This is a genomic window from Pseudomonas baetica (assembly GCF_019733355.1).
In the GTDB taxonomy this organism is placed as follows: domain Bacteria; phylum Pseudomonadota; class Gammaproteobacteria; order Pseudomonadales; family Pseudomonadaceae; genus Aquipseudomonas; species Aquipseudomonas baetica_A.
Window position 1 is genome coordinate 18,777 of sequence record NZ_JAIHLQ010000037.1, and the last position, 24,130, is coordinate 42,906.

The 24,130-nt window shown below is 56.6% G+C and carries 24 protein-coding genes and 1 tRNA gene; 17 read left to right on the plus strand and 8 right to left on the minus strand.

Features of this window, described 5'->3' with window-relative positions; all coding sequences use genetic code 11:
* Position 1 precedes the first annotated feature (1 nt).
* From K5E40_RS26465 to K5E40_RS26480, 4 genes are read left to right on the plus strand one after another with little or no spacing between them, the layout of a single operon-like run.
* A complete protein-coding gene (locus K5E40_RS26465; RefSeq protein ID WP_221733328.1) occupies positions 2–1,021 on the plus strand; it encodes a LacI family DNA-binding transcriptional regulator in 1,020 nt (339 codons plus the stop codon).
* A 24-nt stretch (positions 1,022–1,045) separates the two neighbouring features.
* Positions 1,046–1,963, plus strand: coding sequence for a ribokinase (gene rbsK, locus K5E40_RS26470; protein WP_221733329.1), 918 nt, complete (start codon positions 1,046–1,048; stop codon positions 1,961–1,963).
* A complete protein-coding gene (rbsD, locus tag K5E40_RS26475; RefSeq protein ID WP_221733330.1) occupies positions 1,960–2,364 on the plus strand; it encodes a D-ribose pyranase in 405 nt (134 codons plus the stop codon). Before rbsK ends, rbsD begins: the two co-directional genes overlap by 4 nt.
* 31 nt (positions 2,365–2,395) lie before the next feature.
* Entirely contained in the window at positions 2,396–3,424 is a 1,029-nt protein-coding gene (locus K5E40_RS26480; protein ID WP_221733331.1) for a nucleoside hydrolase, read from the plus strand.
* Positions 3,425–3,457: 33 nt separating this feature from the next.
* Here K5E40_RS26480 and K5E40_RS26485 read toward each other — a convergent pair whose 3' ends face one another.
* A complete protein-coding gene (locus K5E40_RS26485; protein WP_221733332.1) occupies positions 3,458–3,670 on the minus strand; it encodes a hypothetical protein in 213 nt (70 codons plus the stop codon).
* 132 nt (positions 3,671–3,802) lie between these two features.
* On the opposite strand from K5E40_RS26485, the gene K5E40_RS26490 reads away from it, so the two are divergent.
* Complete coding sequence (locus tag K5E40_RS26490; protein WP_221733333.1) at positions 3,803–4,108, plus strand: hypothetical protein; 306 nt, start codon at positions 3,803–3,805, stop codon at positions 4,106–4,108.
* A gap of 167 nt (positions 4,109–4,275) precedes the next feature.
* Complete coding sequence (locus tag K5E40_RS26495) at positions 4,276–4,593, plus strand: I78 family peptidase inhibitor (RefSeq protein ID WP_221733334.1); 318 nt, start codon at positions 4,276–4,278, stop codon at positions 4,591–4,593.
* Between the two features lie 72 nt (positions 4,594–4,665).
* Here the strand turns inward: K5E40_RS26495 and K5E40_RS26500 are convergent, their stop codons facing one another.
* Both K5E40_RS26500 and K5E40_RS26505 read right to left on the minus strand, forming a co-directional pair.
* Positions 4,666–4,878, minus strand: a complete 213-nt coding sequence (locus K5E40_RS26500) for a cold-shock protein (RefSeq protein ID WP_003179963.1) — start codon at positions 4,876–4,878, stop codon at positions 4,666–4,668.
* A 291-nt stretch (positions 4,879–5,169) separates the two neighbouring features.
* A complete protein-coding gene (locus tag K5E40_RS26505) occupies positions 5,170–5,472 on the minus strand; it encodes a hypothetical protein (protein WP_221733335.1) in 303 nt (100 codons plus the stop codon).
* A gap of 371 nt (positions 5,473–5,843) precedes the next feature.
* On the opposite strand from K5E40_RS26505, the gene thrS reads away from it, so the two are divergent.
* The 10 genes from thrS (at position 5,844) to K5E40_RS26555 (ending at position 14,993) form a co-directional block, all read left to right on the plus strand.
* Positions 5,844–7,766: a threonine--tRNA ligase gene (thrS, locus tag K5E40_RS26510; RefSeq protein WP_221733336.1), complete on the plus strand. Its 1,923-nt coding sequence runs from the start codon at positions 5,844–5,846 to the stop codon at positions 7,764–7,766.
* Entirely contained in the window at positions 7,766–8,317 is a 552-nt protein-coding gene (gene infC, locus K5E40_RS26515) for a translation initiation factor IF-3 (RefSeq protein WP_221733351.1), read from the plus strand. The genes thrS and infC overlap by 1 nt, the downstream gene beginning before the upstream one ends.
* Positions 8,318–8,376: 59 nt before the next feature.
* Positions 8,377–8,571 carry a 50S ribosomal protein L35 gene (rpmI, locus tag K5E40_RS26520; protein WP_002553160.1) on the plus strand — a complete coding sequence of 65 codons (195 nt, stop codon included), beginning with the start codon at positions 8,377–8,379 and terminating at the stop codon, positions 8,569–8,571.
* Between the two features lie 28 nt (positions 8,572–8,599).
* Positions 8,600–8,956 carry a 50S ribosomal protein L20 gene (rplT, locus tag K5E40_RS26525; RefSeq protein ID WP_042558693.1) on the plus strand — a complete coding sequence of 119 codons (357 nt, stop codon included), beginning with the start codon at positions 8,600–8,602 and terminating at the stop codon, positions 8,954–8,956.
* Between the two features lie 109 nt (positions 8,957–9,065).
* Positions 9,066–10,082: a phenylalanine--tRNA ligase subunit alpha gene (pheS, locus tag K5E40_RS26530; protein WP_003226365.1), complete on the plus strand. Its 1,017-nt coding sequence runs from the start codon at positions 9,066–9,068 to the stop codon at positions 10,080–10,082.
* 26 nt (positions 10,083–10,108) lie between these two features.
* Positions 10,109–12,487, plus strand: a complete 2,379-nt coding sequence (gene pheT / locus K5E40_RS26535) for a phenylalanine--tRNA ligase subunit beta (RefSeq protein ID WP_221733337.1) — start codon at positions 10,109–10,111, stop codon at positions 12,485–12,487.
* A 3-nt stretch (positions 12,488–12,490) separates the two neighbouring features.
* Positions 12,491–12,793 carry an integration host factor subunit alpha gene (gene ihfA / locus K5E40_RS26540; protein ID WP_002553164.1) on the plus strand — a complete coding sequence of 101 codons (303 nt, stop codon included), beginning with the start codon at positions 12,491–12,493 and terminating at the stop codon, positions 12,791–12,793.
* Positions 12,774–13,130 carry a MerR family transcriptional regulator gene (locus K5E40_RS26545; RefSeq protein WP_003179985.1) on the plus strand — a complete coding sequence of 119 codons (357 nt, stop codon included), beginning with the start codon at positions 12,774–12,776 and terminating at the stop codon, positions 13,128–13,130. Before ihfA ends, K5E40_RS26545 begins: the two co-directional genes overlap by 20 nt.
* Before the next feature lie 89 nt (positions 13,131–13,219).
* Positions 13,220–13,296: transfer RNA gene (locus K5E40_RS26550), tRNA-Pro, on the plus strand.
* A 383-nt stretch (positions 13,297–13,679) separates the two neighbouring features.
* On the plus strand, positions 13,680–14,993 hold the full coding sequence (locus tag K5E40_RS26555; protein ID WP_221733338.1) for an integrase arm-type DNA-binding domain-containing protein: 1,314 nt from the start codon (positions 13,680–13,682) through the stop codon (positions 14,991–14,993).
* Between the two features lie 415 nt (positions 14,994–15,408).
* Here K5E40_RS26555 and K5E40_RS26560 read toward each other — a convergent pair whose 3' ends face one another.
* Genes K5E40_RS26560 through K5E40_RS26570 form a run of 3 tightly spaced genes read right to left on the minus strand, consistent with a single transcriptional unit; the run spans position 15,409 to position 19,584 of the window.
* Entirely contained in the window at positions 15,409–16,833 is a 1,425-nt protein-coding gene (locus tag K5E40_RS26560) for an efflux transporter outer membrane subunit (protein ID WP_057023563.1), read from the minus strand.
* The gene (locus K5E40_RS26565; RefSeq protein WP_221733339.1) at positions 16,830–17,981 is read right to left on the minus strand and encodes an HlyD family secretion protein; all 1,152 of its coding nucleotides are present in this window, start codon (positions 17,979–17,981) and stop codon (positions 16,830–16,832) included. The genes K5E40_RS26560 and K5E40_RS26565 overlap by 4 nt, the downstream gene beginning before the upstream one ends.
* Before the next feature lie 4 nt (positions 17,982–17,985).
* The gene (locus tag K5E40_RS26570; protein WP_060765601.1) at positions 17,986–19,584 is read right to left on the minus strand and encodes an MFS transporter; all 1,599 of its coding nucleotides are present in this window, start codon (positions 19,582–19,584) and stop codon (positions 17,986–17,988) included.
* A gap of 193 nt (positions 19,585–19,777) precedes the next feature.
* Here K5E40_RS26570 and K5E40_RS26575 point away from each other — a divergent pair, with 193 nt between their 5' ends.
* Complete coding sequence (locus K5E40_RS26575) at positions 19,778–20,419, plus strand: TetR/AcrR family transcriptional regulator (RefSeq protein WP_060765600.1); 642 nt, start codon at positions 19,778–19,780, stop codon at positions 20,417–20,419.
* Positions 20,420–20,606: 187 nt separating this feature from the next.
* Here the strand turns inward: K5E40_RS26575 and glgP are convergent, their stop codons facing one another.
* The gene (gene glgP / locus K5E40_RS26580; RefSeq protein WP_184316118.1) at positions 20,607–23,129 is read right to left on the minus strand and encodes an alpha-glucan family phosphorylase; all 2,523 of its coding nucleotides are present in this window, start codon (positions 23,127–23,129) and stop codon (positions 20,607–20,609) included.
* A gap of 175 nt (positions 23,130–23,304) precedes the next feature.
* Entirely contained in the window at positions 23,305–23,949 is a 645-nt protein-coding gene (locus K5E40_RS26585) for a TetR/AcrR family transcriptional regulator (protein WP_221733340.1), read from the minus strand.
* Positions 23,950–24,130: the final 181 nt, after the last annotated feature.

The window sequence follows — 24,130 nt, forward strand, 5'->3', positions numbered from 1 at the left end:
CATGGCAACGATCAAGGATGTGGCTGCCCTTGCAGGGATTTCCTACACGACCGTGTCGCATGTGGTGAATAACACCCGGCCGGTCAGTCAGGAGGTTCGGCTCAAGGTCGAGGCGGCAATCAAGAGCCTCGACTACGTACCCAGCGCAGTGGCGCGCTCATTGAAGGCCAAGACTACTGCAACCATTGGCTTGTTGGTGCCCAACAGTCTCAACCCGTACTTTGCTGAACTGGCACGGGGTATAGAAGATTACTGCGAGCGTAACGGCTACTGCGTCATCCTCTGCAACTCTGATGACAATCCGGAAAAACAACGCAGCTATTTGCGTGTGCTGCTGGAAAAGCGCATTGACGGTTTGATCGTTGCCTCGGCTGGCGGTGACAGTGGTTTGGCGCAGGGGCTGGCGGGTGTGAAAACGCCAATGGTCATCGTCGACCGTGGTCTGGATGGCGTGAACGCTGATCTGGTGCGTATCGATCATGAATACGGCGCTTACCTCGCTACCCGTCATCTGCTGGAATTGGGCCACCGCGACATCGCGACCATCGGCGGCCCGGCGAGCACTAGCGTGGCGCAGATGCGTCGTGCCGGATATTGCCGGGCGTTGAAAGAGGCCGGTATCGAGGTGCAAGAGGCGCGCATGCTGGAAAGTGACTTCACCAGCACCGGCGGCTACAACGCTGCGGCGATCCTCCTTGAGCGCAATCCGCCGAGCGCCATTTTTGCCGGTAACGACATGATCGGTATCGGTGTTTTGCGCGCGGCGGCAGAACGCAACGTGCGGGTGCCGACCGAACTGTCGGTGATTGGCTTCGACGATATTCAGATGAGCCGTTACGTGTACCCGGCGCTGACCACCGTCGGCCAGTCGATTCTGCAGTTGGGCGAAATGGCGGCTGAGGTGCTGCTGCGAAGGATTGCTACCCCGAATCTGGGCACTGATCAGCGGATCGTGACCCCGAGTATTGTTTTGCGCGAGTCGACTGCGCCGTTGTCCGGCGTGTTCACCGAATACCGCTGAAACCGAATTGACGAGTAGTGATGTATGCCAGCAAATGTAGTGGTAATAGGCAGCCTGAACATGGATCTGGTGACCCGGGCGCCTCGGCTGCCCCGGGGCGGTGAAACGCTGATCGGACATTCCTTCAAGACCGTGTCCGGCGGCAAGGGCGCCAATCAGGCCGTGGCTGCGGCGAGATTGGGTGCACAAGTGGCAATGGTTGGCTGTGTCGGTAATGACGACTATGGCGTGCAATTGCGTGACGCCTTGCTGGCCGAACAGATCGATTGTCAGGCGGTGAGCGTTGTCGAGGATTCAAGTGGTGTGGCGTTGATCGTAGTCGATGACAACAGTCAGAACGCCATTGTGATCGTTGCTGGAGCCAACGGCGCAATGACGCCAGCGGTGATCGATCGGTTCGATGCTGTAATGCAAGCGGCTGACGTTGTCATCTGCCAGCTTGAGATCCCGGATGCGACGGTCGGTCATGCGCTCAAGCGTGCGCGAGCGTTGGGCAAGACCGTTATTCTCAATCCAGCGCCGGCCAGTCGTCCTTTGCCGGCAGACTGGTTTGGGGCGATCGATTACCTGATTCCCAATGAGAGCGAAGCTGCCGCGTTGAGTGGCTTGCCGGTTGACTCGCTGGAAACCGCAGAACATGCGGCAAGTCACTTGATGGCAATGGGGGCGGGCAAAGTCATCATCACCCTGGGTGCCGAGGGGTCGTTATTCGCTAACGGTAAAGGTTTCGAACATTTCCCAGCGCCGAAAGTGAAAGCTGTCGACACCACGGCGGCGGGTGACACCTTCGTCGGTGGTTTTGCCGCCGCGCTGGCTGATGGCAAGTCCGAGGCCGAAGCGATTCGATACGGGCAAATTGCTGCGGCATTGTCGGTCACTCGGGCCGGCGCCCAGCCATCCATTCCAATAATGTCCGACGTACAGGCCTTTAAACCCGCATGAAAAAGACTCCTCTACTCAACGTCGCGCTGTCACGACTGATCGCGTCTCTGGGCCATGGCGACATGGTCGTGATTGGTGATGCCGGGCTGCCGGTGCCGCCGGGTGTTGAACTGATTGATCTGGCGCTGACCCACGGCGTTCCGGATTTCGTCAGCACCTTGAAGGTCGTGCTCAGTGAGATGCAGGTGGAAAGCCATGCGCTGGCCAAGGAAATCTTCGACAAGCAGCCGACTGCGCTGAACACGCTGGACGAGCTGAATGAAGAAGGCGCGCTGGGGCGTCGCGATCTGCTCAGTCACGAGCAATTCAAAGTACTTAGCCGACAGGCACGGGCGATTGTTCGTACGGGAGAATGTCAGCCGTACTGCAACATCGTGTTGGTCGCCGGAGTAACGTTCTAATTTTCGTTTTCACAAGCACAAGGAATGCGCCATGCAACGCTATGCTCAGAAACTGCATCAATTCATCCGGAGTCTGCTGCTTTTGTCCGTGATAACCGCAACCGGCGCTCAGGCGGCGGAAAAAATCGACCTGATCATCGACACCGATCCGGGCGCTGACGACGTGGTCGCGTTGCTGTTCGCTCTGGCTTCGCCGGACGAACTGAGTATTCGTGCGTTGACCACCGTGGCTGGCAATGTGCGACTCGACAAAACGTCGCGTAATGCGCGTCTGGCTCGCGAGTGGGCAGGGCGCGAGGAGGTGCCGGTTTACGCCGGTGCGCCGAAGCCACTGATGCGCACACCGATCTACGCCGAGAACATCCATGGCAAGGAAGGCCTGTCGGGTGTCAGCGTGCACGAACCGAAAAAAGGTCTGGCAGAAGGTAATGCGGTCAACTACCTGATCGACACCCTGAAAAAAGCCAAGCCACACAGCATCACTATCGCCATGCTCGGCCCGCAAACCAACTTGGCGCTGGCGCTGATCCAAGAGCCCGAAATTGTTCAGGGCATCAAGGAAGTGGTGGTGATGGGCGGTGCGCACTTCAATGGTGGCAACATCACCCCTGTGGCTGAATTCAATCTGTTTGCGGATCCGCAAGCGGCTGAAGTTGTGCTCAAAAGCGGCGTGAAACTGACCTATCTGCCACTGGACGTTACCCACAAGATTCTCACCAGTGACGCGCGCCTGAAGCAGATTGCTGCGCTCAACAATAATGCGAGCAAAATTGTTGGTGACATCCTCAACGAGTACATCAAAGGGGATATGGAACACTACGGCATTCCGGGCGGCCCGGTGCATGACGCCACTGTCGTGGCTTATCTGCTCAAACCGGAACTGTTCACCGGTCGTTCGGTGAATGTTGTGGTCGATAGCCGTGAAGGGCCGACTTTCGGTCAGACCATTGTCGACTGGTATGACGGCCTCAAGGCACCGAAGAACGCGTTCTGGGTCGAAAATGGCGATGCTCAGGGTTTCTTCGATCTGCTGACCGAGCGCCTGAAGCGCCTGAAGTAAATGATTGGCCCGCAGGTGCCAGCCTGCGGGTTTCTATTCCCTCTCGGCGTTTTCATGCTTGACCTGTTCGGTTGGGTAGCGCTCGAAAATCTGCTTGATGAATTGCTGGGCTGCTTCCGTTCCCAGTTCCTTGATCAATAGATCGATACCAATAAGCGCCAACTCTTCGGTGGTTCCCGGACTGTAAGAGCTATGTCCGTCTGCCCATTTGGCTTTGATATCGGCGTCGATGCTTACACTGGTCATGATCAGGCTCGAAAAGTCGGGAGGTCTGTGCGTCGAGTTAACCATTTTGTCGGGCGTTTGGCACTGCGACTTAGGCATGAGCGCAGCGCTATGCGACACTTGGTCTTTTCCGGCTTATCCAAGGATCGTGTTGTGCAGATCGATTTGAATACTCCTGATGGCCTCACGCTCGACGCTGTACGCCATTTGTTGGCATCGGCCAGCGATGATGAACACACGCAGTTGCGCGTGACCAAAGGCGGTATTGCCTACATCTCTTCGGGAGTAACTGGCGGGCAGGATATTGACGGCCTGCTGTTTCGACTTGAAACCTGGGCCAAGGGCTCGGGTTATGTGGGAAATATTGCGGCCAGCGACGAGGTGTGGGTGATGCAGATTTTCAATGCGCTCAAGGACAACTGGCCGAATCCGCCGTATGACTACATCGACGTCTACTGAGCTTCGTTAATATTAAGTCACGATTGATTGATGAGCAGGCTGAGCGTCGCTCAGGCACACTCGGCGTTTTCCTGTCGTGTGGCAGGGTGATGGCTGTTGTCATGAAACCAAACGCTGGATTGGCGGTCGCACGATCTCAGTTAACTATTTGAAAACAAGGAGGCTTCATGTCTTTGAAGTTCGCGTCACTGGGTGCACTTATGGCCGTTGCCCTGTTGGCCGGTTGCAGTACAACCTCCAGCGAGTCGGCAAAGGAGTCCGTGGAGACCGCAACCGGTCACAGCCGATGTGAAGCGACAGCGGCGGAGTTCGCCATTGGCAAGAAAGCTTCGCCAGAGTTGCTGGAGCAGGCCCGCGCCAAGGCAGGTGCGCAGAATGCGCGCTTCCTCAAACCCAATGACATGATTACGCTGGAATACCGCTCCGATCGGCTGAACCTGAACACCGACAGCAACCTGGTAATCACTCGCGTCAACTGCGGCTGATTACAAGCGGCTTTTGTTACAGGCATAAAAAACCCCGTCACATGGACGGGGTTTTTTTAGTGCGCCGAGAAATTACTCTGGGCGAACCTGTGCAGCTTGCATACCCTTTTGGCCTTTCTCAGCCACGAAGGAAACGGTCTGGCCTTCTTTCAGGCTTTTGAAACCGTCGGATTCGATAGCTTTGAAGTGTACGAACAGGTCGTCACCGCCACCTTGAGGAGTGATGAAGCCGAAGCCTTTTTCATCGTTGAACCATTTAACGGTGCCGGTTTGGCGATTAGACATGGTGTATCTCCAAGAAACATATATTTTCAGTAGTGCTGTGCTGCTCAGGCCAACTGGGCACACCCGGGTATCATAGTCGAAATGTTCGCTTTGGTAGCCCCCTGGACGTGCTGTTTGCCAATAAGTCGTGATTTCTTTAGTGTCCTTTTCGGCTGAAAGCCCCGGTTTAAAAGGCTTTTCGCGGAAAGTAAAGACAATAAAAAAACCTGTAAAACCTGCAAAAAAACGTCTAAAAAGGCTCAGATTCAGCCTTTTTTGCCAGTGTTGAACCGAGTCGGAACGTTTTTTTACTTACTTTTTCGCCGGGGTATTGGCTTTGCATTTGGCAATCAGGCCGAGTGCTTTCTGTTGCAGTTCAGGGGTCGCCTTGTTGTCCATTAGTGCCTGAATGTCGCTCGCCGGGTACGACTTGATTGCATCAGCACCACAGGCACAGTGAGATTTGGCCGCAGCGGCGCCGATCTGTGGGGTGGCTGCCTCGGTGCACTGCTTCATGTACTTCTGACGCTCGCCCTTCGGCCAGTCAGCGTGAGCACTCAATGGCAGCAGCAAAACAATGGGGGCGACTACAGCGAATAAGGTATTCAGACGCATGCGAGGATGCTCCTTGTGGGTCAATGTCTTTTTATCTGAGGGCTGAAGGGCCTATCAAGTTCAGCACTCTGGCATAAATACAGACGATATGCCTTCTGATGAAACAGAGGCATAAGTGACCGCTCATCTGTGCTAGCATGCCTGGCTCAAGCGTTCTCAGGCTCCGGATGACCTTTAGTCCCGGCAGCGGTCAACGTGCGAATATCCTGATTTGAATCCCAGTCACTCTGGTTCGGTTTTCCGGTTGGCCGCAAGGCTCCTGCCGCTGTAAGGCAGGCGTTCGTCATTGAATGGCCTGGATCGGATCTTGTACTGGCTCATCCCAACCCACGTGACCTTTGGTAGGGGTCACCACTAGGAGAGGAGGCGCCATGCCAACTATTACTCTTCCCGACGGCAGTCAACGTTCATTCGATCATCCGGTTTCGGTAGCCGAAGTTGCCGCATCTATTGGTGCAGGTCTGGCCAAGGCGACTCTGGCCGGTAAGGTCAATGGTCAACTGGTCGACGCCAGCGATATCATCAGCAGCGACGCGACCCTGCAAATCATCACGCCTAAGGATGAAGAGGGGCTGGAGATCATTCGCCACTCTTGCGCCCACCTGGTTGGCCATGCGGTCAAGCAGTTGTACCCGACTGCCAAAATGGTGATCGGGCCAGTCATTGATGAAGGTTTCTACTACGACATCGCCTTCGAGCGTCCTTTTACTCCGGACGACATGGCCGCTATCGAACAGCGCATGCAGCAGCTGATCGAAAAAGATTACGACGTCATCAAGAAGGTTACTCCGCGTGCCGAAGTGATCGAAGTGTTCAAGGCTCGCGGCGAAGACTATAAGCTGCGTCTTGTCGAGGACATGCCGAACGAGCAGGCCATGGGCCTGTACTACCACGAAGAATACGTTGACATGTGCCGCGGTCCGCACGTGCCTAATACACGTTTCCTGAAGTCCTTCAAGCTGACCAAGCTGTCCGGTGCCTACTGGCGCGGCGATGCCAAGAACGAGCAATTGCAGCGTGTTTATGGCACCGCTTGGGCAGACAAGAAGCAACTGGCAGCTTACATTCAGCGTATCGAAGAAGCTGAAAAGCGCGATCATCGCAAGATCGGCAAGCGCTTGGGCCTGTTCCACACCCAGGAAGAAGCGCCGGGCATGGTGTTCTGGCACCCGAATGGCTGGACTCTGTACCAAGTACTTGAGCAGTACATGCGCAAGGTTCAGCGCGATAATGGCTATCTCGAGATCAAGACGCCGCAAGTGGTTGACCGTAGCCTGTGGGAGAAATCCGGGCATTGGGCCAACTACGCCGACAACATGTTCACTACGCAGTCGGAAAGCCGCGACTACGCTATCAAGCCGATGAATTGCCCCTGCCATGTGCAGGTGTTCAATCAGGGCCTGAAGAGCTACCGTGAACTGCCGATGCGTCTGGCCGAGTTCGGTGCCTGCCACCGTAACGAGCCGTCGGGTGCGCTACACGGCATTATGCGTGTGCGTGGGTTTACTCAGGACGATGCCCACATCTTCTGTACTGAAGAGCAGATGCAGGCCGAATCCGCAGCGTTCATCAAGCTGACCATGGATGTTTATCGTGACTTCGGCTTTACCGATGTTGAGATGAAACTGTCCACTCGTCCGGAAAAGCGCGTGGGCTCCGACGAACTGTGGGATCGCGCTGAAGCTGCGCTGGCTGCCGCCCTTGATTCTGCGGGCCTGCCGTACGATCTGCAGCCGGGTGAGGGGGCGTTCTATGGTCCCAAGATCGAGTTCTCGCTGAAAGATTGCCTCGGTCGCGTGTGGCAGTGTGGTACCTTACAGCTCGATTTCAACCTGCCTGTCCGTCTCGGCGCCGAATACGTCTCCGAAGACAACAGCCGCAAGCACCCGGTCATGTTGCACCGCGCGATCCTTGGTTCTTTTGAGCGTTTCGTCGGGATTTTGATCGAGCACTATGAAGGTGCGTTCCCTGCTTGGCTGGCGCCAACCCAGGCAGTGATCATGAATATCACTGATAAACAGGCGGATTTTGTTGCTGAAGTTGAAAAAACTCTCAACGAAAGCGGATTTCGTGCCAAGTCCGACTTGAGAAATGAAAAGATCGGCTTTAAAATCCGTGAGCATACTTTGCTCAAGGTTCCCTATCTTTTGGTTATCGGAGATAAGGAAGTCGAGATGCAGACTGTCGCTGTGCGTACTCGTGAAGGTGCTGACCTGGGCTCGATGCCCGTCGCCCAGTTCGCTGAGTTTCTCGCGCAAGCGGTTTCCCGGCGTGGTCGCCCAGATTCGGAGTAATTACTATTAAGCGTGAAATGAGACAAGATAAACGAGCTGCACCGAAAGCCCCGATCAACGAGAATATCTCGGCACGCGAGGTTCGGTTAATTGGGGCTGAAGGTGAACAGCTTGGGATTGTGTCAATTGAAGACGCGCTTCTTAAGGCTGAAGAGGCCAAACTGGATTTGGTGGAAATTTCCGCCGATGCAGCACCCCCTGTTTGCAAACTGATGGACTACGGCAAATCGATCTTCGAAAAGAAGAAGCAGGTTGCCGCGGCCAAGAAAAACCAGAAGCAGATTCAGGTTAAAGAAATCAAGTTTCGTCCAGGGACGGAGGAAGGGGATTACCAGGTAAAACTGCGCAACCTGGTACGTTTCCTGAGTGATGGGGACAGGGCCAAGGTATCCTTGCGATTCCGCGGCCGTGAGATGGCCCACCAGGAGCTGGGGATGGAACTCCTCAAGCGGGTTGAAGCTGACCTGCTCGAGTACGGTTCGGTCGAACAGCATCCTAAGATGGAAGGACGCCAGCTGATCATGGTCATCGCCCCGAAAAAGAAGAAGTAATCAACAGGGCACGGCAGGCCTTCTGATTATGTTTATCAACTGAATGCGGAGTACCGAACATGCCAAAGATGAAAACTAAAAGTGGTGCTGCTAAGCGGTTTCTGAAAACTGCTAACGGTATCAAGCACAAGCACGCTTTCAAGAGCCACATCCTGACTAAAATGTCGACCAAGCGTAAGCGTCAACTGCGCGGTAGCAGCTTGCTGCATCCGTCGGACGTCGCAAAAGTCGAGCGCATGCTGCGCCTTCGTTAATTTTAGTCAAGAATAGAGGAAGTAACTCATGGCTCGTGTAAAGCGTGGCGTCATGGCGCGTAAGCGCCACAAGAAAATTCTGAAACTTGCTAAAGGCTACTACGGTGCACGTTCGCGCGTATTCCGTGTTGCCAAGCAAGCGGTTATCAAGGCTGGCCAATACGCCTACCGTGACCGTCGTCAGAAAAAACGTCAGTTCCGCGCTCTGTGGATCGCTCGTATCAATGCTGGTGCTCGTGTTAACGGTCTGTCCTACAGCCGTTTCATCGCTGGCCTGAAAAAAGCGTCCATCGAGATCGACCGTAAGGTTCTGGCTGATCTGGCAGTGAACGAAAAAGCGGTGTTTGCTGCGATTGTCGAGAAAGCTAAAGCCACCTTGGCTTAAGTACCCCCGACAATCACCCTGCCTCACTTTCGTGGGGCCAGGTGGTAAACGTCTTAAATAGGGGAAGAGCCTTCAAGCTCTTCCCCTATTTTGTATCTGGAGTCTGTACATGGAAAACCTGGATGCGCTGGTCTCTCAAGCACTAGAGGCTGTGCAAAGCGCTGAAGATATCAATGCCCTGGAGCAAATCCGGGTTCAATACCTTGGCAAAAAGGGCGAGTTGACTCAGGTGATGAAGACCCTGGGGAATTTGCCGGCAGAAGAGCGTCCGCAAGTCGGCGCCCTGATCAACGTTGCCAAGGAACGTGTCACAGGCGTTCTCAATGCGCGCATGGCTCTGTTTGAAGAAGCTGAACTGGCTGCCAAACTGTCTGCCGAATCCATTGACGTGACGTTGCCGGGTCGCGGTCAGACCTCTGGTGGTCTGCATCCGGTTACTCGGACTCTGGAGCGTGTCGAACAGTTCTTCACGCGTATCGGCTACGGTATCGCCGAAGGCCCTGAAGTCGAAGACGACTATCACAACTTTGAAGCGCTCAACATCCCAGGCCATCACCCGGCCCGGTCGATGCACGACACTTTCTATTTCAACGCCAACATGTTGTTGCGCACCCATACCTCGCCGGTACAGGTCCGCACCATGGAATCGAAGCAGCCTCCGATCCGCATCGTCTGCCCAGGCCGTGTGTACCGTAGCGACTCCGATATCACCCATTCGCCGATGTTCCACCAGGTCGAAGGCCTGCTGGTTGATCGCGATATCAATTTTGCCGATCTCAAAGGCACGATCGAAGAGTTCCTGCGGGTCTTCTTCGAGAAGGAACTGGCCGTACGTTTCCGTCCTTCCTATTTCCCGTTCACCGAGCCGTCCGCTGAAGTCGACATGGAATGTGTGATGTGCAGCGGTAAAGGTTGCCGTGTCTGCAAGCAGACGGGCTGGCTGGAAGTGATGGGCTGCGGCATGGTTCACCCGAACGTGCTGCGCATGTCCGGTATTGATCCAGAGGAGTTCTCCGGCTTTGCCTTCGGCATGGGCGTCGAGCGTCTGGCCATGCTCCGTTATGGCGTGAACGACTTGCGTCTGTTCTTCGACAACGACTTGCGGTTCCTCGCGCAATTTCGCTAGTCGTAACGAATTATTAGGAGAGCAGGATGAAATTCAGTGAACAATGGCTGCGTGGCTGGGTTAGCCCGCAGGTAAATCGCGACGAGTTGGTTGCTCGTCTATCGATGGCCGGTCTTGAGGTCGATAGCGTGACCCCGGCCGCCGGTGTATTCAGTGGCGTGGTAGTGGGCGAGGTGCTGAGTACCGAGCAGCACCCTGATGCCGACAAACTGCGTGTGTGCCAGGTCAGCAATGGCGCGGAAACCTTCCAGGTCGTGTGCGGAGCGCCAAATGTGCGCCCGGGCTTGAAGATTCCGTTCGCGATGATCGGTGCAGAACTGCCGGGCGATTTCAAAATCAAGAAGGCCAAGCTGCGCGGCGTTGAGTCCAACGGCATGCTGTGTTCGCAAGCCGAATTGCAAATCGGTGAAGGCAACGATGGTCTGATGGAGTTGCCGGCCGATGCGCCAGTGGGCGAAGACTTCCGCGTGTATCTGGACCTGGAAGACGCCAGCATCGAGGTCGACCTGACCCCCAACCGCGGTGACTGCCTGTCGCTGGCCGGTCTGGCCCGTGAAGTCGGCGCGCTGTATGCGGCTCCGGTCACCCGTCCGGTGGTCATGGCCATTCCTGCCGTGCACGACGAAGTGCGTTCGGTAGAAGTGCTGGCACCAGCCGCGTGCCCGCGTTACTTGGGTCGTGTCATCCGCAACGTTGACCTGTCCAAGCCAACCCCGCTGTGGATGGTTGAGCGTCTGCGTCGCGCTGATGTGCGTAGCATTGATGCTGCCGTCGACATCACCAACTACGTGATGCTCGAACTGGGCCAGCCGCTGCACGCCTTCGATCTCGCCGAAATCAATGGCGGCATCCGCGTGCGCATGGCTGAAGAAGGCGAGAAGCTGGTTTTGCTGGACGGTCAGGAAGTCAGCCTGCGCAGCGATACGCTGGTGATTGCCGACCATACCCGTGCCCTGGCGATTGCCGGTGTGATGGGTGGCGAGCACAGCGGTGTATCCGCGACCACTCGAGATGTGTTCCTTGAGAGTGCGTTCTTTGACCAGATCGCTGTCGCGGGCAAGGCCCGCTCGTACGGTCTGCACACCGATGCTTCGCACCGCTACGAGCGCGGTGTTGACTGGCAACTGGCCCGTGAAGCCATGGAGCGCGCCACTGGCCTGCTGCTGGAAATCACTGGTGGCGAAGCCGGCCCGATCATCGAGACCGTGAGCGAGCAGCACTTGCCGTCGATCGCCCCGATCACTCTGCGTGCGCAGCGCATCACCCAAATGCTGGGCATGGAAATGGATTCGGCACAGGTCGAGCGTCTGCTCAGCGGCCTGGGCCTGAGTATTTCCGCCGACGGAGCAGGGCAGTGGCGCGTTGAAGTGCCAAGCCATCGCTTCGATATCAGCCTGGAGGTCGACCTGATCGAAGAGCTGGCTCGTTTGTATGGATACAACCGTCTGCCGGTTCGTTACCCGCAAGCGCGTCTGGCGCCCCAAGCCAAGGCCGAAGCGCGGAGCGATCTGCCTGAATTGCGCCGTCTGCTGGTGGCTCGTGGTTATCAGGAAGCGATCACCTACAGTTTCATCGATCCGAAGCAGTTCGAACTGTTTAATCCGGGCGTCGAGCCGCTGTTGCTGGCCAATCCGATCTCCAACGATATGGCCGCCATGCGTTCGTCGTTGTGGCCCGGTCTGGTCAAGGCGTTGCAGCACAACCTGAACCGTCAGCAAGACCGCGTGCGCCTGTTCGAAAGTGGCCTGCGCTTTGTCGGCCAACTTGAAGGCCTGAAGCAGGAGCCGATGCTGTCCGGTGTTGTCTGCGGCAGCCGTCTGCCGGAAGGCTGGGCGCAAGGTCGCGATACTGTCGACTTCTTCGACGTCAAGGCTGATGTTGAAGCAGTGCTGGGCTTCGCCGGTGCTCTGGATTCGTTCACTTTCGCTCCGGGTAAACATCCGGCGCTGCACCCGGGTCAGACCGCGCGTATCGAGCGGGAAGGGCGTGAAGTCGGCTTCATCGGCGCAATCCACCCCGAATTGTCGAAAGCCCTCGGTCTCGACCGGCCAGTCTTCGTTTTCGAACTGGTTCTGGCTGAAGTGGCGCTCGGTAAAATGCCGAAATTCCACGAGTTGTCGCGCTTTCCTGAGGTGCGTCGTGACCTTGCACTGATTGCGCACAAAGACGTCGCAGCCTCGGCCGTATTGGACGTAATCCGTGAAAATGCAGGCGAATGGCTCACAGATCTCAGGCTGTTTGACGTGTATCAGGGTAAAGGTATTGATCCTGATAGAAAAAGCCTTGCAGTTGGCTTGACCTGGCAGCATCCATCGCGCACTCTTAATGACGATGAGGTGAATTCGACGACGCAAAATATCCTCACCTCGCTCGAACAAAGGTTGAACGCCACGTTAAGGAAGTGACGTATGGGGGCTTTGACGAAAGCTGAGATGGCGGAACGTCTGTATGAAGAGTTGGGCCTGAACAAGCGGGAAGCCAAGGAATTGGTAGAACTGTTTTTCGAGGAAATCAGGCACGCTCTTGAAGACAACGAGCAGGTCAAGTTGTCCGGTTTCGGCAACTTTGATCTTCGGGACAAGCGCCAGCGGCCTGGCCGCAACCCGAAAACGGGGGAAGAAATCCCGATCACGGCTCGCCGTGTGGTCACCTTTCGTCCAGGGCAGAAGTTGAAGGCCCGAGTTGAGGCTTATGCTGGAACCAAGTCATAACGACGAACTTCCCGTTATCCCGGGCAAACGTTACTTCACCATAGGTGAAGTCAGCGAGCTGTGTGCTGTAAAGCCACACGTGCTGCGTTACTGGGAGCAGGAGTTTCCTCAACTCAACCCTGTCAAACGCCGCGGAAATCGCCGGTATTATCAGCGCCAGGATGTGCTGATGATCCGGCAGATTCGTGCGCTCCTTTACGATCAGGGTTTCACCATCGGCGGCGCACGCTTGCGGCTGTCCGGCGATGAAGCCAAAGATGACACCACCCAATACAAACAGATGATCCGGCAGATGATTGCGGAGCTCGAAGATGTGTTAGTTGTACTCAAGAAATAAAAAGCAGCGTTTGAATACTTCCAGTTTTCAAACGCTTGCGATATATTCTTGATCGCTCTTCGAGGCGAAGAGCGAGTTACAAAACCAGTCGGGGCGTAGCGCAGTCCGGTAGCGCACTAGCATGGGGTGCTAGGGGTCGAGTGTTCGAATCACTCCGTCCCGACCATATTTTTCAATGACTTAGCCCAATCTGAAAAGGTTGGGCTTTTTCATGCCTACAAAATTACTCCCACATTTACTCCCACGGATATCATGGATCTTGGTAGCGCTGCCATCTGAGAGGCGTATTTGTGTTCGAGTCTCGTCCGCTGCGCCATATTTGCTTCCACTAAGGCCCACTGAACGCCTGGAAGTCACGGAAATAGCGGCCTTGAGCCGCTTTTTTCGTTTTCTGAATTCCACTGGAATCCATCTCCAGCCACGGTTTTTAAGTACACATTTAAGTACACCGCTGGCACAGCCTTTTACGATTCCTTGCGCATCAATTTTCGTATTGGTTCGTCTACCGCTGGGTTGTATTCCCCTCCTTGATGCAAAAGGAGGTGTCTGATGGCTCTGACAGATACAGCGATCAAGCAAGCCAAGCCCGCCAGCAAGCCTTATACGTTAACTGATGGGGATGGCTTATCGCTGCAAGTGCCCACGACGGGTTCGAAGCGCTGGCATTTCCGTTTCTATTGGCATGACAAGCAATTGCGTATTTCCCTTGGCACCTATCCCGACGTGAGTCTCAAGGAGGCTCGCCAGCGAAGAGGGGCTGCACGTGCGCTGGTGGCCAACAATATCGATCCACGATCACATCGTCGCGCCGAGCGCCAGAAAGCCTCTCACGCCGCCAGCAACACATTTGAAGCGGTTTCTGATCGCTGGCATGAGTTCCGAAGTAAAAAACTGACGAAAAGTAAGAAGGGCAGTGCAGGGCAAGCCAGCAAATACCTGAAGAAGGACATGCTGCCGTGTTTGGGCGATCTTCCGATCGCGGATATTTCTCGTGGTGACGTGCTGGAGCTCATTAGGCGAATTGAGCGCAGAGGCGCGCTGGTCTCTGCTCGAAAGGTGCGCACCTGGCTCAACCAGATCTTTCGTTTTGCTATGGCGGAAGGGCTTATTGATGTGAACCCAGCATCAGACCTTGATATCGTTGCCGAGACGCCGCGGCCAGTCCGCCATAATCCCTTCCTCCACGTAAGTGAACTTCCAGGATTGCTCAGGACCGTCACCCACTATGAGTGTGCAGAAAAGACACGGCTTGGTATTCGTCTATTGCTGCTGACGGGCGTGCGTACAGGAGAGCTACGGGCGGCGACGCCAGACCAATTCGACTTCGACAAGGGGATCTGGCTGGTGCCACCGGAGGGCGTGAAGCAGCTCCGAAGTCGTGTGCGAACACAGGGAAATGAGATCCCGCCTTATGTGATTCCGCTGTCTACTCAAGCAATTGCACTTGTGCAGCGGCTAATGCAGTTAAGGACGCGCGGTGCGCGGTATCTGCTGGTTCACCGATACGAACCGCAGGAAATGATCAGTGAAAATACCCTTAACACCGCGATTAGCCGGATGGGTTACAAAGGGCGGCTCACCGGTCATGGCATCAGGGCCACCATCTCAACGGCGCTCAACGAGGTTGGCTTTGTAGAAGAGTGGATTGAGGCGCAGCTTTCCCATGCTGATGCCAACCAAATTCGGGCTGCGTACAATCACGCGGAATACGTCGAACCGAGACGTAGGATGATGCAATACTGGGCGGACTTATTAGATGCACTAGAGGTCGGCGTTCCGCCCCCTGCGCCTGAAGCTTACATGCCGCAAATCGGGCGACCTTCAACGGATTTTCTGAGCGCGCAGCGGGTACCTGCTGATTAGCAGTCCGAAGTCAGGCTATGCGATCAAGGTCGGACAGGATAGATTTGAGGAGACCAAGGAGTGACGCACCTGCGGCATGACTCCTTCGATCACTGATCAGGGAAGAAGGGCTTTGAGAAAGCCAAAGTGAGGAACAACGGTGAGTGCGACTAAAACGACAAGGGTGCGAGCTGCTCGGCCAGGAATGCCGACTCCACTGGAGTGCCGACCAGAAGCTGGCCATGTTCGATAGGTCCTGAATCCGGGCAAAGAGTGTCATTGGTAGCCCGGCGCAACGGCATCAACGCCAACCAGCTATCCCTACGGCACAAGGCTTACCAAGATGGAAGCCTGTCTGCGGTCAGTATTAGCGAGGCTGTGACACTTGTGTCGGAGATGAGCGATGCGCTACAACAAATGCACGCCGCCCATCGATTCAGTTTGCATCCCTCGCCGCTGTTGCGGCCTGGTTCAGATTCGAGCCAGGCCAACCTCCTCCGAGTGCCTGAAATAGCGAAATAACGTTGTTGAGTTGACTCTCTCTGACCTGAATCGCCGCTAACTCGGTGTTGAATAGATTGCGCTGGGCGTCGAGCACCTCCAGGTAGGAGGAATAACCACCTTGATAACGATCTTGAGCGATATCCAATGAACGGCCCAGCGTGTGTATCCGGGTGCGTGTCCATTCGATTTGTTCTTCAAAGCGCTTGACCGCCGACAGCGAGTTTTCCACTTCGCCGAATGCGTTGAGCGCGACAGCGCGATAGTTGTAAGCGGCCTGATCTCGTTGCGCCGTCGCCACCCCAACCTGTGCTTCAAGCCGTCCGGCACTGTAGATTGGGGCCAGTACGCTGGCGCCCAGATCCCACACCTTGACCGGATCGAAGTCCAGAGCGTTGACGTAGAGTCGACCGAAGCCTGCCGAGAGTTGCACTTGAGGCAGGTACTCATCGCGACGTGCCTCCAGGTTGTAATCCGAAGCCGCCACCATAAGCTCCGCTTGCTGGATATCCGGACGGCGCCGTAGCAATTCTGCTGGCAGCATCCCTGGCACTGAAGGAGGGACGACGTTCTGGAACAGGCTGCCGCGGGACACATAGCCCGGCAGCGTTCCTGTCAGCAGGCGGATGGCGTTTTCCTGCTGGCGTATCGATTGTTCCAGTTGCGGAATCATCTGCTGGGCGGATTCATACTCGGACTGCGCCTGGGTCAGTTCCAACTGCGAGGTATAGCCCTCATTGGCGCGGTCCTGAGCGACTATCAGTGCATCGCGGCGCGACGCGGCAGTATCGCGAGTGACCTTGAGCTGGGTGTCCAGCGACAGCAGGGTAATGTAGGCGCGTGCAACCGTGCTCGCGACCGACAGATGAATATTGTCCAGGTCTGTGCGGGTGGCCTGGTATTGCAACTGAGCCGCCTTGTCCAGGTTGCGCAGGCGCCCCCAAAGGTCTAACTCATAGGCCACCTGGATTTCCGGTTGCACCGATCGGGTGTGAGTCACGCCGGTCAGACCAAGGTTACGTGTCGTCTGAGCGCTCAGTGTCCCGTCAAGCGTAGGCAACAGCGCCGAATGAGCCAGGCCGATCTGCTGACGCGCCTCCTCAACGCGTGCGACCGCTGTGAGCACGTCGTTGTTATGCGTCAACGCCTCATCGACCAGTTGGCTCAGGACGGGGTCATTAAAGGCTTGCCACCACTGCGCCGAGACAGGCGCCGGGGCTTGGGTTTGACCTCGCCACTGCGAAGGGGGGAAGACCTTGGATTGCGTTGGCGCAGGTGCCTTGGCGGGTGCGCAACCTGCCAGCGCGACAAGGGTTGCGAGCGCGAGGTGTTGCCACGGGCAGGAGGCTGACCGACTCATGGCGCGCTACCTTCGTCGCCTACGCTGGCCGTATCGACATGAGCGACGACCGACATTCCGGGCCTGAGGCGCCGGGCCATCGGTTGGTTGGTGTCCAGCTCGATTCTTACGGGAATGCGTTGAGCGACTTTGGTGAAGTTGCCGGTGGCGTTGTCGGGCCGCAAGACGCTGAATTCCGAACCTGTGGCCGGAGCGAACCGCTCGACGCGCCCGCTCAGTCGCGCGCCGTCCAGGGCGTCCACGTCGAGGGTTACGGCTTGCCCCGCCAGCATGCCATTCACTTGGGTTTCCTTGTAATTGGCCACCACCCAAAGCTGTTCGGGCACCAGATACAGCAATTGCGAGCCGGCGCTGACGTATTGTCCAAGACGGACCGAGACCTCGCTGAGCACACCATCACGCGGAGCGCGGATACGAGTGTTTTCCAGATCGATCTGCGCCAGGTGCAGGGCGGCCTGCGCGCTCCTGACGGCAGCCTCCAATACCCCTCGCGAAACCTGGGTGGATTTCACCGTCTCTTTGGCGATGTCGATTGCGGCTCGCGCTTTTTTTACATTGGCGCCCGCAGCACGGGCGGTAGCGCGGATCTGGTCACGTTCGCGGATAGACACCGAACCTCGCGAGGCGAGTTCATTGACCCGCGCTTCGTCGGCTCTGGCACGATCAAATTCGGCCTCCACCGAAAACATCTCCGCCTGCCTGGACGCCAGCGTCGCCTGATCCGACGCCTGGGTTTGCAGCGAGTTTTCCAGATCCGCCTTGCGAGCGTCCAGATCGGCTGCCGCTTGTTCAACCCGCTGCTGATAAATACGGTCGTCGATTTGTATCAGCACCTTTCCCTGCTTGACCACCTCGAAGTCCCGCACGAGCACTTGCGCTACGTAGCCATTGACCTGCGGCGCCATGACGGTGATCTGCCCCCGAACATAGGCATTCTCTGTGGTCATCACTGCGCTGTTGAACGGCCAGAACTGCCAGGCATACAGAACCAGGACGATGCCAACGCCCGCCCCGCCCGCCATCAACCACAGGGTCGTACGGCTCGGTTTGATGATTTTCGGCGGATCGACCGACGCGCCACCTGCATCGGCTGCATCGCTGGGAGGGGTTGAGGTTTCGAGGTTTTTCGTCGGATCGGTCTGGCTCATAAGGTCACACAACTGCGGAGGAGGGAGTGGCGGGCGGCGGCGGTGTCGCTTTACGCGCAGCACGGGCGGTGTGCACCAATGACCAACACAGGAAACTGATGGTCAGCACACCCAGTACCCGGAAGACGTCATTGAATGCCAGTACGTTGGCTTCTCGGGTAGCGGCCTGGCTTAGCTGGGATATGCCCTGCGCATTGCGTAGGGCGGGATCAGGCTGAGTCGCGGCATAGATCTGTCCCTGAATCTGCAGACGCTGCGCGATTACGGAATTGGTGGGGTCGATGTGCGCGTTGATCTGGCTGGAGTGAAACTTTTCCCGCAGGACCTGAAACGAGCCTAAAGCTGCTGGCCCCGCCAGCCCCCCGATACTTTGAGTGAGCGAGAAAAGCACAGCGAAGCTGACCATGTAATGAGGCCCATTCTTCAGCGCACTCATCACGCCTATCAGCAACAAAGGCCCCATGAACATCCCTGCGGCCACCGACAACAGGAATTGACTGAGGAACATATTTTGCGGACGTGTCAGGTTGGTGGCATCGGCATCCATGAAACTGCCCACCGCGACCAGCACGATAGACACCAGAATCTGCGGTACGGCAGCTTTTTCGCTGAACGTCAGGGCGCTGACGAGTATCCCCGCCACAAGCCCTGCAAGCATGACTGCATACAAGGGCTGCAATTGATCGGCTGCCATGCCCAGATTCTGTAACAGGCCAACCGCGCCATAGGTTTGTTCGGAAAGGATGAAGCGCAACATCAGCGCGCCCAAGGCAAAACGTATCGTTTCGAGCGAAGCCAGCCAGCGGGTTTGCAGCAACGGGTTCTTGCGCTGGTGCTCGATCATGACGGCCACGGTCAGCAATACAATGGCCGCGATGAGGGCATAGCCTATCCACGTTTGGGTATTCCACCACTGGACGCGGCCCTGGGTCAGTACCGCAGCAAACAAACCCAGCGCAGGGGCGAGCAGGAAAAAAGTGAGAAAGTCCAGTGGTTCGAAAGCTTTGATCTGCACGCCGGGCGGCAGTTTGAGCGCCACTACGGCGGCCAGGCAGCACAGCGCCAAGCCCGCCTCGAAGACATAAAGACGATGCCACTCGCCCATGTCGAGCAAGGCGGGGGAGATCAGCCAGGCGAGCGGCGTGGCCAATTGAGAGATACCGATGCCAAGGACCAGGGCGCTCCCCATTGCAGCCTTTTTAAATGCCTGCAACATGTACATCACGGCCAGGGTGCTGACGGTCGCCCCGGCAAAACCGCTGGCGGCCCTGACGAATACCGCCATGGTGAAGCCGTCGATGAATACATGCGCAACCGTGAGCACGACATAGGCGAGCAGACCAATTTCAGCGAAACGTCGCAGACCATACTGTTGGCGAAACTTAACCAACAGCAATGCGGTAGAGATGTTCACCATCAGGTAGGCAGCCGGCAACCAGGCCGCTTCGGAGGGGGTCAATCCCAGATGCCCCTGGATATTGGCAAGGTTGGCGCTGATCAGTGCGTTGCCTAATCCCCCTGTAATGCCCAGCAACGTCGCAACAAGCGCATAGGCCAATCGCACGAGCGGGCTGTGATAGGGGGTGGAAGGAGAACCTGGCATCGATGGCCGTTCATGCGCTTCCCATTTTGGCGTCGGTTCAAGGTACTCAGCCAAGCGCAGTAATCTCGATAAACCGTTATGGGCGAAGGTGCCGTTCAGTTTGCGGGATACTAGACGGGTGAGTCGAGTATTAGTTCATTTTACGACGATATCAAATCGGTCATAATGGACGGCCAAATCATGTATCTCTCCCATGACTGACAAGAAACCCTCTTCATCCCGTCCCCCTCAGCAAGCCCGCGGCCGCGAGCGGGTATCGGCGATATTGGACGCTTGCGCCCGTTTGATCCTGCTCGAAGGTGCCGCCCAGGTGACGATGCATGGCATTGCCCGAGAAGCTGGAACATCGATTGGCTCGCTCTATCATTTCTTTTCAGACAAGCAGCGAGTGCTGGAAGCGTTGGGTGAACGCCATATACAGTCGCTGGCGGTCATTACGGACGAATTGATGGCCATCGACGACAGTGTCTGGGTCGACGAAAGCGTAGAGGGCGTTATCGCTCGACTGATCGTTCCGATCCTGCGCTATACCGAGCAGCATCGGGACCTGGTTTCATTAATCTTTCCGCTCGATGGCACTTATCGTTTGAGTAACCCTGATCTGCGCCTGCGGATCGAAGGCATCTACGCACGGGTGCTTCAGATCCGATTGCCAGATGTGACTGCCGAGGCACGCCAAACTTACGTCCTGGCATTGATAGGGCTGCCCATGGGCGCCTTTCAGATCGCGCAGGAAAATAATGCGTTGTCCAGGCGTATCTTGATTGAAGAGCTTCCGAGAGCTCTGACCGCTTACCTGAAAGCCCTGGAAGGACTTCATAAAGTAACTGGGTAGATGTGCGCCCAAAACATGGGTGTACCGAATGCCGTCGTGAGTCTGATGTGTGCCGCAATCCCGGAAGGTGGATTGTCCCGTACAGGCATACGGTGAATAGAAGACCATCGGCGGAAACCGTAATCCAACGATTCGTGCTTCGGTCGGGCCTTCTCGGAGAACTGCAGTACCGCGTCGTTGCCTGGTGTCAGCTTGCCCAGTGAACCCGTTGACTTTCCAATGGCACCGCCAGGCCATATTCGCTGCCGGGAATGATGCGGACAGTGAAGTCTTCTATCTCCCGGTCACCGCGCGCCTCCACAACGTAGAGCCGCGTCTGGGCATGCTCATCGGCCGGTTTGAGCGTCATGTCCAGCACTTGCGCGGGCGCATGACCGCGTTGCTCCGCATACAACTGTACGCATAGAGCATTTACGGGTAGAGCGCCAGTATCGATTGCCACTTCCACCTTGTACGTCAGTGCCGGCCCGCGGGTGATCCGAGTGTCGAGTATCTTAATCTCGTCCCAATGTTCATCCAGGGACGTGAGTCGATCTCTCAACAGGTTCGCCACGGCACTACGCTCTTTCGTCCGCTCACGGTAGCGGAGGGCGCCTGGCAGATAGTAGCGCTCGGTGTACTCGCGTACCGCCCGGTCGGCGGAGTATTCCTGCACCAGATTGCTCATGCTACTGCGGATGTGCTGGATCCAGCGCCGAGGCAGTCCATCGGCGTCGTGCTCATAGAAGGTCGGAATGATCTCGTTTTCCAGCAGTTGATATAGCTGTTCAGCGTCCCTGGCATCTGCACCCGGATCGGCTTCGGGCTCCTCGCTACCATCGCCAATGGCCCAACCCAGCCCTGGCTCATAGGCTTCTGCCCACCAACCGTCCAGTTGCGACAGGTTCAGACCCCCATTGGCCAGGATCTTCATGCCGCTGGTGCCGCTGGCCTCCCATGGACGCCTTGGGGTGTTAATCCAGACGTCCACACCGCTTACCAGATGCTGTGCCACACGCATATCGTAATCGTCGAGAAAGGCGATGCGCCCCTGGCTGTCGGTGTCGCGAATGAAGGCATGCCATTGAGCGAGCATTGCCTGGCCCTGCAGATCTGCAGGATGCGCCTTGCCTGCTACCAGCAACTGGACCGGCCATCGTGAATGTTGGATCAGATTGAGCAAGCGTTGTGGATCATGCAGCAACAGGTTGGGGCGTTTGTAGGTGGCGAAGCGGCGGGCAAAACCCAAGGTCAGAACATCGGGGTCGAACCACTGCTGACACGCGTCGATCTGTTGCAGCGATGCTCCATGAATCGCTCGCTGACGAGCCAGATGATCACGGCTATAGTCCAGCAATGCACTCCGGGCCCGGCGGCGGATATTCCAGAGGTCCTGATCACTGAAGCTGCTCAGCGCCTGCTCGGCGCTCAGTTCCGGTTCACCCCCGCTGGGTTGTCCCTTATGCCAGTGTTTCCAGGCCTCCAGTGCATCGGCGCCTATCCAGGTCGCCAGATGAATGCCGTTCGTGACATGGCCGATGGGTACCTCCGCCGCTGGCCAACGCGGATACAGCGGTTCGAAGATGCGTCGGCTGGTGGCGCCATGCAGTTCGCTCACTGCATTGATCGCCCCCGCGGCACGACTGGCAAGCCAAGCCATGTTAAATGGCGAATCAGGCACTCCGGGCTGTTCCTGACCAAGACTGATCACTCGTGCCACGGGCTGTGCCAGCTCCTGCTGGATGTAATGGCCCAGGTACTTTTCGATCAGCGCTGGCGGAAAACGATCAAAGCCGGCGGTGACCGGCGTATGGGTGGTGAACAGGTTGCCTGCACGAGTGGCTGTCAGGGCTACCTCGAAGTCGACATTGTGTTTGCGCTGATAGCTGAGCGCACGCTCCAGCACTGCAAATGCGGCATGGCCATCGTTAAGGTGCAGCACGTCCGGTTCGACGCCGGCGGCCTCCAGCAGACGCCAGCCGCCAATGCCGAGAACCAGTTCCTGGCGCAGACGCATTTCCAGATCGCCGCCATAGAGTTCGCCGGCGATCAAGCGCACTGGCGGCGGATTGGCCGGGTCATTGGTGTCGATCAACAGCAGGCGGTTACGTCCGACATTGACTTGCCATCCACGTAACCAGATGGTCCAACCGGGGAAATGGCAGGCCAGCCGCACCGGGTTTCCGCTGCCATCGAGCAACGGCCTTACGGGCATCTGTCGGGTGTCATTGACCGGGTACAACGCTTGCTGATGTCCCTGGCTGTCGAACTCCTGACGAAAGTAACCGTGCTGCCAGAGCATGCCTACCGCCGTGACCGGCACGCCTAGATCGCTGGCCGCCTTGAGCTGATCCCCGGCCACGTTTCCCAACCCGCCGGAATAAATGGGCAGTGCATCGCTGAGCATGAACTCCATGGAAAAGTACGCGATGCAGCAGGCTTGTTCTTGCCGATGGCTTTGGTGAAACCAGCCTGGCGTGTTCAATTCGTCGTAGCGGGTCTGCGAAAGCGGCTGCAAATGCGCACGAAACGTCGGCTGTCGCAGCAACCCCTCAATGTGATCGTCACTGACACTGGATAGCACCAGGCAAGGATTGCGGCTGAGCAGCCATAGATCATTGTCCATTAGCCGCCAGATCATGTCGTTCAAACTCGACCAGGTAATGCTCAGGTCGAATGCCAGCTCATCCAGGTCCATGCGCAGCTTTTCGATACTTTTTTCCAGCGCCATAAAGCCTCTCCGGTGCGTGTCACTAGCTTGGTAAAGGGCGGTTACGCGTGTTGAACTATTTCTCCTGTCTCACGGCTCGGAAGAACCGAATGCACGCCGTTGCATTGACGGCGTAAACGCCTGAGTGTGTCGCCTGTGATGACCGACGATTAGGTTGCACATGCAGCTTGCGTATTCAAATTTCCCGCTGAAGAAGTGATCTCCATAGCGATTTCATGCCGGGCAAAAAATGTTCAGAGCTGAATGCATTACCGTCGAGCTGTCCGACCAAAGAGCGCATCGAAACTGTCAGGGCAATAGCACCGGAGACATTATAGAAAAACAGCTCGGGATCAACGTTTTCAAGAAAGCCATCAGCGATTGCGAGCTCAACGGTTGGCAGCAAGACCTCTTGTGCGGGCCTGATGAGGCGCTCATAGACGTAGTGGAATCTTTCATCCCTCTGGGCGATTTCCTTTATGACGAACATCGACATTTCCGGTGCATCTGCTGAAAAGTCGATCATCTGGTCAATCGCAAGCTGAAGTCGGTCCATGGACGTTCCATCGGCGAATTCGGCGGGACTTCGTGATCGACTCAGTTCCAGGACAAATTTACTTGCTATGTCATCCACGACTGCTTTCCACAGATCCAGCTTTGCGCCATGGCGATGCGCGATCAAGGCCGCGTCGACGTCCGCCGCGGTAGCGATACGCCGCAGGCTGGCACCTTCGAAACCGTGCGTTGCAAAGCACGTCAATGCCGCCCGCAGAATGGCATCGGGTTTGACCTCGTCGGCTTTGGGCGGCCTGCCTCGGCGTTTGGTGAGCTCGTTGGGCATTCGGTGGATATACCTGATCTAGACGGATTGGTTGACATGTGCGTCGAAGCGACGCTTTAATCAACGCTCGATGAATTAATTTTCATGGTGGGCTAATCCTAGCACCGGATCGTGGGGGCGTCTCACTGTTGAGGGCCCGAAACGAGGCTGACCCGCTGTCGTTTCAGGGGCAGCCAACTCC